Annotated in this window: 7 protein-coding genes; 4 read left to right on the plus strand and 3 right to left on the minus strand. The window is 66.2% G+C overall.

Features of this window, described 5'->3' with window-relative positions:
* Positions 1–2: 2 nt before the first annotated feature.
* The 3 genes from rhlA to apbC form a co-directional block, all read right to left on the minus strand.
* Positions 3–890, minus strand: a complete 888-nt coding sequence (gene rhlA / locus HMPREF2924_RS05610; protein ID WP_003092013.1) for a 3-(3-hydroxydecanoyloxy)decanoate synthase — start codon at positions 888–890, stop codon at positions 3–5.
* Positions 891–1,313: 423 nt separating this feature from the next.
* The gene (gene dcd, locus HMPREF2924_RS05615) at positions 1,314–1,880 is read right to left on the minus strand and encodes a dCTP deaminase (protein WP_003092017.1); all 567 of its coding nucleotides are present in this window, start codon (positions 1,878–1,880) and stop codon (positions 1,314–1,316) included.
* Positions 1,881–1,980: 100 nt separating this feature from the next.
* A complete protein-coding gene (gene apbC, locus HMPREF2924_RS05620) occupies positions 1,981–3,075 on the minus strand; it encodes an iron-sulfur cluster carrier protein ApbC (RefSeq protein WP_070700403.1) in 1,095 nt (364 codons plus the stop codon).
* A 130-nt stretch (positions 3,076–3,205) separates the two neighbouring features.
* On the opposite strand from apbC, the gene metG reads away from it, so the two are divergent.
* The 4 genes from metG to tsi3 all read left to right on the plus strand — a co-directional run bounded on the left by metG (position 3,206) and on the right by tsi3 (position 7,823).
* Positions 3,206–5,242, plus strand: a complete 2,037-nt coding sequence (metG, locus tag HMPREF2924_RS05625) for a methionine--tRNA ligase (RefSeq protein ID WP_003092021.1) — start codon at positions 3,206–3,208, stop codon at positions 5,240–5,242.
* 33 nt (positions 5,243–5,275) lie between these two features.
* Entirely contained in the window at positions 5,276–6,076 is an 801-nt protein-coding gene (locus tag HMPREF2924_RS05630) for a DUF4349 domain-containing protein (RefSeq protein ID WP_003130157.1), read from the plus strand.
* 86 nt (positions 6,077–6,162) lie between these two features.
* Complete coding sequence (tse3, locus tag HMPREF2924_RS05635) at positions 6,163–7,389, plus strand: type VI secretion system effector muramidase Tse3 (protein ID WP_070700406.1); 1,227 nt, start codon at positions 6,163–6,165, stop codon at positions 7,387–7,389.
* Positions 7,386–7,823 carry a T6SS effector muramidase immunity protein Tsi3 gene (gene tsi3 / locus HMPREF2924_RS05640; protein WP_003130155.1) on the plus strand — a complete coding sequence of 146 codons (438 nt, stop codon included), beginning with the start codon at positions 7,386–7,388 and terminating at the stop codon, positions 7,821–7,823. Before tse3 ends, tsi3 begins: the two co-directional genes overlap by 4 nt.
* Positions 7,824–8,003: the final 180 nt, after the last annotated feature.

The raw sequence follows: 8,003 nt of genomic DNA on the forward strand, positions 1-8,003 counted from the left end.
GTTCAGGCGTAGCCGATGGCCATCTCGTGGAATCCCGCCGCGCGTTCCGCCCGCTGCGGCTCCGGTTGCTTCAGCAGGTGCTCGAGCAGGGCGCGGTGCACGCGTACCGCTGCCAGCTTGGACTCCAGGTCGAGGAAATGCCCGGTGCCCTCCACCCGCGAGAAACTGCAGTGCGGCAGGTAGTCGCGGAACTGGCGGGCGTCCTCGGCGGTGGTGTATTCGTCCCAGCTGCCGTTGATGAAATGCACGTGGCTCTGGATCCGCTCCAGGCAAGCCAGGTAGCCCCGATCGTTGAGCGCCAGCACCTGGTCGATGTGAAAGCGCGCCTGCTCGTATTCGCCGGTGGCCAGCGAAGCCATGTGCTGATGGTTGCTGGCTTTCAGGCGCGGCGGCAGGTATTTGCCGACGGTCTCGTTGAGCAGATGGCCGATCGCCGACTTGTCGTCCAGCTCGATCAGCGCCTGCGCCCGCCCGACGTAGTCGAGCATCGCCTGGTTCAGTCCAGGGGCGAATGCCATCACCACCGAGCTGCGGATGCCGCGCGGATTGCGCGACAGCGCCAGCAGCGTGGAGATACCGCCCCAGGACGCGGAGACCAGGTGATTGACCTCGAAGCGCTCGATCAGCGCCAGGAGGATTTCCACCTCGTCGTCCTTGGTGATCAACCCGCGCTGCGGGTTGTGCTGCCGCGACTGCCCGGCGAAGGGCAGGTCGAACAGCACCACGTTGAAATGTTCGGCCAGGCACTTGCAGGTCCGGGCGAACGAGGCGGTGGTCGCCATCGCGCCGTTGACCAGCATCACCGTGCTGCGCCCGGGATCCTGCCCAACGCGCTCGACATGTACCCGCAGGCCCTTGCAAACCGATACCAACAGACTTTCGCGCCGCATTTCACACCTCCCAAAAATTTTCGAACAGGCAAACAGCTATCGCTGCCACGGGTATCCCGGCATTACGTAGAGTTCGTTCTTGTTGTTCGAACGGCAGACAAGTAACTCAGCGGCCATCCGCGCGGACCAGCCACGGCGGATGCGTACCCCTTCAGGCGAGGGGCTTGTGTGGGTCTTGCAGATCGGCCTGCGCAAACGATTGGCGTCCGTGTTCACGCGTAGCCGATGAACACTTTTTAGCCAATTCGAAAGCTAACGGTAACTGCCAGATTTCACAGGACGGGCGGCCGCCTGCGCATAAGCCCTTGCCCGCCCGCGATAAGGCGTGCCAGAGCGGCCGGCGGGGAACAGCGAGGGGTTGGCGGAAAAGGCATGAAAAAACCGGGCGCCAGGCCCGGTTTCCGGTGTCGAAACGCTCTGGCGTCAGGCTTTTGGCAGGGTCACGCCGCGCTGGCCCTGGTATTTGCCGCCACGGTCCTTATAGGACACTTCGCAGGCCTCGTCGGATTGCAGGAAGAGCATCTGCGCCACGCCTTCGTTGGCGTAGATCTTCGCCGGCAGGTTGGTGGTATTGGAGAACTCGAGGGTCACATGGCCTTCCCACTCCGGCTCCAGCGGGGTGACGTTGACGATGATGCCGCAACGCGCGTAGGTGCTCTTGCCCAGGCAGATGGTCAGGACGTCGCGCGGGATGCGGAAGTACTCGACAGTACGCGCCAGGGCGAAGGAGTTCGGCGGGATGATGCAGACGTCGCTGTTGATGTCGACGAAGCTTTTCTCGTCGAAGTTCTTCGGATCGACCACCGCCGAATGGATGTTGGTGAACACCTTGAATTCGGCGGCGCAGCGCACGTCGTAGCCGTAGCTGGACACCCCGTAGGAAATCACCCGGCTGTCGTCCGCGCCGCGCACCTGGCGCTCGACGAACGGCTCGATCATGCCGTGCTCCTGAGCCATGCGGCGAATCCACTTGTCCGATTTGATGGTCATGGAGGGTGTCCTGTCGAAAGCTGCGAAAAATGATCGCGAATCTTACCGGGGCCGCCGCCCCAGGGCAAAGGCAGCCGTCGCCGACGGCTGCCCGAGCGCCTCAGTCGTCGCTGATGCTGATGTTCGGCAGGCCGACGCTGGCCCGCTCGCTGAGAACGATGCGCGCGCCGACATGGCGGGCGATTTCCTGGTAGAGCATCGCCAATTGGCTTTCCGGGTCGGCGATCACCGTCGGCCGGCCGCTGTCGGCCTGGGTGCGGATGTCGATCGACAGCGGCATGGACGCCAGCAGCTCGACGCCGAACTGCGCCGCCAGCTTCTCGCCGCCGCCCTCGCCGAACAGGTGCTCGGCATGGCCGCAGTTGGAGCAGATATGCACCGCCATGTTCTCCACCACGCCGAGCACCGGGATGTTCACCTTGCGGAACATCTCCACGCCCTTCTTCGCGTCGAGCAGCGCCAGGTCCTGCGGGGTGGTGACGATCACCGCGCCGGCCACCGGCACCTTCTGCGCCAGGGTCAGCTGGATGTCGCCGGTGCCCGGCGGCATGTCCACCACCAGGTAGTCGAGGTTGTCCCAGGCGGTCTGGGTGATCAGTTGGATCAGGGCACCGGAGACCATCGGCCCGCGCCAGACCACCGGCGTGCTGTCGTCGGTGAGGAAGGCCATCGACATCACCTGCACCCCGTGCGCCTCCAGGGGCTCGAACCACTTCTGCTCACGGACCTTCGGCCGGGTGCCTTCCGGCAGGCCGAACATGATGCCCTGGCTGGGTCCGTAGATGTCCGCGTCGAGGATGCCCACCCGCGCACCCTCGCGGGCCAAGGCCAGGGCCAGGTTGGCGGCGGTGGTGGACTTGCCGACGCCGCCCTTGCCGGAAGCCACCGCGACGATGTTCTTCACGTTGCCCATCACCTCGACCTGCGGCTGTGCCTTGTGCGGCTGGATCACGCAGTCGACCCGGACCTCGGCGCGAGCGACGCCGTCGAGCGCCTCCAGGGCCATTTGCAGGGTTTGCGCCAGGCCGTTTCTGAACAGCCCGGCGGCGTACCCCAGTTCCAGGCGCACCCGCACGCGGTCGCCCTGGATCTCCACCTCGCGCAGGCAGCCGGCGCTGACGGGGTCCTGGTTCAGATAGGGGTCCTGGTACTGGCGGAGGGTGGCTTCCACCGTTTGGCGAGTGATAGCGGACATGGGGGATTTCCTGAGGGTTAAGCGGGGAATCGATGCCGGTCATCCTACCCGAGTGGCGCGCGGATGAAAAAAAACCGCCGCTTCTTTATAGTGACCGATCCGTTTAGCTCTCAGCCGATAAGCCGAACCCATGTCCGAACCACGCAAGATCCTCGTTACCAGCGCCCTCCCCTACGCCAACGGTTCCATTCACCTGGGACACATGCTGGAGTACATCCAGACGGACATGTGGGTGCGCTTCCAGAAGATGCGTGGCAACCAGGCCGTCTACGTCTGCGCCGACGACGCCCACGGTTCGGCGATCATGCTCCGCGCCGAGCGCGAGGGCATCACCTCCGAGCAACTGATCGACGCCGTGCGCGCCGAGCACATGGGCGACTTCGCCGACTTCCTGGTGGACTTCGACAACTACCACTCGACCCACTCGGAAGAGAACCGCGAGCTGTCCAGCGCGATCTACCTGAAACTGCGCGACGCCGGGCACATCGACACCCGCCCGGTGACCCAGTACTTCGACCCGGAAAAGCAGATGTTCCTCGCCGACCGCTTCATCAAGGGCACCTGCCCGAAGTGCGGCACCGCCGACCAGTACGGCGACAACTGCGAGGCCTGCGGCGCGACCTACGCCCCGACCGAACTGAAGGACCCGAAATCGGCGATCTCCGGCGCCACCCCGGTGCTAAAGGAATCGCTGCACTACTTCTTCAAGCTGCCGGACTTCGAGGCCATGCTCAAGCAATGGACCCGCAGCGGCGCCCTTCAGGAGTCGGTGGCCAACAAGCTCGCCGAATGGCTGGACAGCGGCCTCCAGCAGTGGGACATCTCGCGCGACGCGCCGTACTTCGGCTTCGAGATTCCCGACGCTCCCGGCAAGTACTTCTACGTCTGGCTGGACGCGCCGATCGGCTACATGGCCAGCTTCAAGAACCTCTGCGCGCGGCGTCCCGAGCTGGACTTCGACGCGTTCTGGGGCAAGGACTCCAGCGCCGAGCTGTACCACTTCATCGGCAAGGACATCGTCAACTTCCACGCGCTGTTCTGGCCGGCCATGCTCGAAGGCGCCGGCTACCGCAAGCCGACCGCGCTGAACGTGCACGGCTACCTGACCGTGAACGGCCAGAAGATGTCCAAGTCGCGCGGCACCTTCGTCAAGGCGCGCACCTACCTCGACCACCTGGACCCGGAATACCTGCGCTACTACTACGCCTCCAAGCTCGGCCGCGGCGTCGAGGACCTCGACCTGAACCTCGAGGACTTCGTGCAGAAGGTCAACTCCGACCTGGTCGGCAAGGTCGTCAACATCGCCAGCCGCTGCGCCGGCTTCATCCACAAGGGCAACGCCGGCGTGCTGGTCGGCGCCGATCCTGCGCCGGAGCTGCTCGCCGCCTTCCGCGAGGCCGCACCGGGCATCGCCGAGGCCTATGAGGCCCGCGACTTCAATCGCGCCATGCGCGAGATCATGGCCCTCGCCGACCGCGCCAACGCCTGGATCGCCGAACAGGCGCCCTGGGCGCTGGCCAAGCAGGAAGGCCAGCAGGACAAGGTCCAGGCCGTCTGCGGCCTGGGCATCAACCTGTTCCGCCAGTTGGTGATCTTCCTCAAGCCGGTGCTGCCGAAGCTGGCCGCCGCCGCCGAAGCCTTCCTCAACGTCGCCCCGCTGACCTGGGCCGACCACCGGACCCTGCTGGCCAACCACCAGCTGAACCCGTTCCAGCCCCTGATGACCCGTATCGAGCCCGCGAAAGTAGAAGCCATGATCGAAGCCTCCAAGGAAGACCTCGCCGCCGCCGCATCCCAACCCGCCGGCAACGGCGAGCTGGTCAAGGAACCCATCGCCGCGGAGATCGACTTCGACGCTTTCGCCGCGGTCGACCTGCGCATCGCCCTGATCGAGAAGTGCGAATTCGTCGAAGGCGCCGACAAGCTGCTGCGCCTGTCGCTGGACATCGGCGACGCGAAGCGTAACGTGTTCTCCGGGATCAAGAGCGCGTATCCCGATCCGAGCGCCCTGGAAGGCCGCCTGACGCTCTATGTGGCCAACCTGGCGCCGCGCAAGATGAAGTTCGGGGTGTCCGAGGGCATGGTCCTGGCCGCCGGCCCGGGTGGCGAGGAGATCTACCTGCTGAGTCCGGACAGCGGCGCCAAGCCGGGCCAGCGCGTCAAGTAACGCAGACCACGAAGCCATGGAGGGCTCGATAGAATGAACGCATGGAAGCTTGCCGCCGGCGTCCTGCTGGCGGCGCTCTACGGATGCTCCGCCGAACACGCCGAAAGCGTCTCCGGCAATGCCGGTTTCCAGGGCGAGACGGGCAAACCCGGCACCGCCCTCGCCTACGAACACCGCGTCGGCATCCGCCTTTCCGCCGCGCGTATCGACGCGCAACTCGCCGCCAGCCGCGACGCCTGCAACAGCGAGCGCTTCGGCCAGTGCGACGTGCTCGCCATCGAACAACGCGGCGGTATCGGCCATTACGCCGAACTCACCGTGCGCATCGTCCCGGACGGCGTGGAGAAGCTGGTCGCGGCCGCTGCCGAGGGCGGCACGCTGGAAAGCCGGCAGACCCGCGCCGAGGACCTGGCCCAGGCGGTCGCCGACACCCGCCAGCAACGCGAGCGCCTGCAACGCGAGTACCAGACCCTGCAGCAATACCAGGGGCGCAAGGACATGAGCGTCGGCGACCTGCTGGCCCTGGCCAAGGAAATCGCCGCGGTGGAAGCCCAACTGGCCGACAACGCCCAGGCCGGCGCCCAGCAGCAGCGGCGCATCGCTACCAACCTGCTGACCCTGAGCTTCAGCAGCGAGGCGCAGCCGGACAGCCGCCTCGGCCAGCTCACCACGGCCGCCGGGCAACTGCTCGACGACCTTGTCGATGGCACCATCGCCGCGATGAAGTTCTTCGCCTACAGCCTGCCGTTCCTCGTCGTGCTGCTGCCGCTGGGCCTGTTGCTGCGCGGCCTGTGGCGCTGGCTGCGGCGGCCCGGCAAGAACGAGGCGCGCTGAGCCCAGGCATACGGGCGGACCGGGAGGGTCCGCTCTTTCGCCCAGGACCGCCTGACGGACCTGGCAACTCACAAGGAGGAAGACCGATGACCGCCACCAGCGACCTGATCGAGTCACTGATTTCCTATAGCTGGGACGACTGGCAGGTGACCCGCCAGGAAGCCCGCCGGGTGATCGCCGCGATCCGCAACGACAACGTGCCCGATGCGACCATCGCCGCACTCGACAAGAGCGGCTCGCTGATCAAGCTGTTCCAGCGGGTGGGCCCGCCGGAACTGGCGCGCTCGCTGGTCGCCAGCATCGCCGGGCGCACCACCATGCAGCGCTACCAGGCACGCAATGCCTTGATCCGCAGCCTGATCAACAATCCCCTGGGCACCCAGACCGACAACTGGATCTACTTCCCCACCATCACCTTCTTCGACATCTGCGCCGACCTCGCCAACGCCGCCGGCCGCCTGGGCTTCGCCGCGGCCGGTGCCACCGGGGTGGCCAGCCAGGCGATCCAGGGTCCGTTCAGCGGGGTCGGCGCCACCGGCGTCAATCCGACCGACCTGCCGTCCATTGCCTTCGGCGACCAGCTCAAGCTGCTCAACAAGGACCCGGCGACCGTCACCAAGTACAGCAACCCGCTCGGCGACCTGGGCGCCTACCTGAGCCAGCTGTCGCCGCAAGACAAGCTGAACCAGGCACAGACGCTGGTCGGCCAGCCGATCAGCACGCTGTTCCCCGACGCCTATCCGGGCAACCCGCCGTCTCGGGCCAAGGTCATGTCCGCGGCTGCGCGCAAGTACGACCTGACGCCGCAACTGATCGGCGCGATCATCCTCGCCGAGCAGCGTGACCAGACCCGCGACGAAGACGCCAAGGACTATCAGGCGGCAGTCAGCATCAAGAGCGCCAACACCTCCATCGGCCTCGGCCAGGTGGTGGTCTCCACCGCGATCAAGTACGAGCTGTTCACCGACCTGCTCGGCCAGCCGGTGCGCCGCGGCCTGTCGCGCAAGGCGGTCGTCACCCTGCTGGCTTCCGACGAATTCAACATCTTCGCCACCGCCCGTTACATCCGCTACGTCGCCAACCTCGCGTCGCAACAGGACCTGCGCAAGTTGCCGAAGACCCGCGGCGCATTTCCCTCCATCGATCTCCGCGCCTACGCCGGCAATCCGCGCAACTGGCCGCGGGACAATGTCCGCGCGCTGGCCTCGGAATACACCTCGCGGCCCTGGGACGACAACCTGTCGCCGGGCTGGCCGATGTTCGTCGACGATGCCTACGCCACCTTCCTCGACCCTGGAATGAGGTTCCCATGAAGACAGTCGCCCTGATTCTCGCCAGCCTCGCCCTGCTGGCCTGCACCGCGGAGTCCGGGGTGGACTTCGACAAGACCCTGACCCACCCGAACGGCCTGGTGGTGGAGCGCCCCGTAGGCTTCGACGCGCGGCGCAGCGCCGAGGGCTTCCGCTTCGACGAAGGCGGCAAGCTGCGCAACCCACGCCAACTGGAGGTCCAGCGCCAAGACGCGCCACCCCCGACCGACCTGGCGAGCAGGCGCCTGGGCGACGGCGAGGCGCGCTACAAGGTAGAGGAAGACGACGGCGGCTCCGCAGGCAGCGAATACCGCCTGTGGGCAGCCAAGCCGGCGGGCGCGCGGTGGATCGTGGTCAGCGCCAGCGAGCAGAGCGAGGATGGCGAACCGACCTTCGCCCTGGCCTGGGCGCTGCTGGAGCGGGCCAGGTTGCAATAGAACCGCTCTCTGCGGAGTGCCGGACGCTCCGTGGAACCTCCGTCGATCCGGGCGGAGCAGCATCCTGCTCGGGTTGCGGTAGCGCTTTTTCGCTCAGTCTGCGCCCATCGGATTTTCCCTCACATATTTTGTTTCATAGTACTGAGACTCAGGCGCGCCGCGGTTTTCCGGCGATGTGCG

Source organism: Pseudomonas sp. HMSC063H08 (assembly GCF_001813645.1).
GTDB classification, from domain to species: Bacteria; Pseudomonadota; Gammaproteobacteria; order Pseudomonadales; family Pseudomonadaceae; genus Pseudomonas; species Pseudomonas aeruginosa.

What these genes read in the sequence shown, in the direction of transcription:
- rhlA (WP_003092013.1), bottom strand. Translation starts at nt 890, where the DNA reads ATGCGGCGCGAAAGTCTGTTGGTATCGGTTTGCAAGGGCCTGCGGGTA.
- dcd (WP_003092017.1), bottom strand. Translation starts at nt 1,880, where the DNA reads ATGACCATCAAATCGGACAAGTGGATTCGCCGCATGGCTCAGGAGCAC.
- apbC (WP_070700403.1), bottom strand. Translation starts at nt 3,075, where the DNA reads ATGTCCGCTATCACTCGCCAAACGGTGGAAGCCACCCTCCGCCAGTAC.
- metG (WP_003092021.1), top strand. Translation starts at nt 3,206, where the DNA reads ATGTCCGAACCACGCAAGATCCTCGTTACCAGCGCCCTCCCCTACGCC.
- HMPREF2924_RS05630 (WP_003130157.1), top strand. Translation starts at nt 5,276, where the DNA reads ATGAACGCATGGAAGCTTGCCGCCGGCGTCCTGCTGGCGGCGCTCTAC.
- tse3 (WP_070700406.1), top strand. Translation starts at nt 6,163, where the DNA reads ATGACCGCCACCAGCGACCTGATCGAGTCACTGATTTCCTATAGCTGG.
- tsi3 (WP_003130155.1), top strand. Translation starts at nt 7,386, where the DNA reads ATGAAGACAGTCGCCCTGATTCTCGCCAGCCTCGCCCTGCTGGCCTGC.